The 1,435-nt window shown below is 59.7% G+C and carries 1 protein-coding gene; it reads left to right on the top strand.

From position 1 onward, the window contains the following. Positions 1 to 1,360: CTP synthase (locus ACIONG_RS30515; protein ID WP_401304760.1), on the top strand; the 1,360-nt coding region annotated here is incomplete at its 5' end. Between the last annotated feature and the right edge of the window lie 75 nt (positions 1,361 to 1,435).

Raw genomic sequence — 1,435 nt, forward strand, 5'->3', positions numbered from 1 at the left:
CGGCCGTGTCTACGAGCACGTGCTGCGCAAAGAGCGCCGTGGTGACTACCTGGGTGCAACCATCCAGGTGATTCCGCACATCACCGACGAAATCAAGCGCCGCATTATCAAGGGTGCCGGTGACGCCGACGTGGCGATGGTTGAAATCGGTGGCACCGTCGGTGACATCGAGTCGCAACCGTTCCTCGAAGCCATCCGTCAATTGCGTTTCGAAGTCGGCGCCAAGCGCGCGATGCTGATGCACCTGACGCTGGTGCCGTACATCGCCACCGCTGGCGAAACCAAGACCAAGCCAACCCAGCACTCCGTCAAGGAACTGCGTTCGATCGGCCTGCAGCCAGACGTGCTGGTGTGCCGCTCCGATCACCCGATCGACGTTTCGTCGCGCCGCAAGATCGCTCAGTTCACCAACGTTGAAGAACGTGCGGTGATCGCGCTGGAAGACGCCGACACCATTTACAAGATCCCGGGCATCCTGCATTCGCAGGGTCTGGATGACTTCGTCGTCGAGCGTTTTGGTCTGCAATGCGGCAGCGCCGATCTGTCCGAGTGGGAAGCAGTGGTTGACGCCAAGCTGAACCCGGAACACGAAGTGACCATCGCCATGGTCGGCAAGTACATGGAGCTGTTGGACGCGTACAAGTCGCTGATCGAGGCGATGAGTCACGCCGGCATCAGCAACCGCACCAAGGTCAACCTGCGCTACATCGATTCCGAAGACATCGAGAACCAGGGCACTGCGCTGCTGGAAGGTGTCGACGCAATCCTCGTACCGGGCGGCTTTGGTCTGCGTGGCGTGGAAGGCAAGATCACTGCCGTTCAGTACGCTCGCGAAAACAAGGTTCCGTACCTGGGTATCTGCCTCGGCATGCAAGTGGCGGTCATCGAGTTCGCTCGTAACGTCATGGGCTGGAAAGACGCCAACTCCACCGAGTTCGACCGCGCCAGCGGCCATCCGGTTGTAGGTCTGATCACCGAGTGGGAAGACGCTACCGGCGCCGTCGAAGTGCGTACCGAAGCGTCCGATCTGGGCGGCACCATGCGCCTCGGCGCTCAGGAATGCCTGCTTGAAGCCGGTTCCAAAGTTCACGATTGCTATGGCAAGGACGTGATTGTCGAACGTCACCGTCACCGTTACGAAGTGAACAACAACCTGCTGCCACGAATCATCGAAGCCGGCCTGAAAATCTCCGGTCGCTCCGCTGACGCAGCGCTGGTTGAAGTGGTTGAAGCGCCGGATCATCCATGGTTCGTCGCTTGCCAGTTCCACCCTGAGTTCACCTCGACACCGCGTGATGGCCATCCGCTGTTCAGCGGTTTTGTCAAAGCAGCGTTGGCTCAACACCAGAAGAAGGCGTAACCCCGATGGCACAGAAGATCATCCGCGTCGGCGACATCGAGATTGCCAACGACAAACCCATGGTGCTGTTCGGCG

The organism is Pseudomonas sp. NPDC087817, assembly GCF_044742875.1.
Classification (GTDB): Bacteria; Pseudomonadota; Gammaproteobacteria; order Pseudomonadales; family Pseudomonadaceae; genus Aquipseudomonas.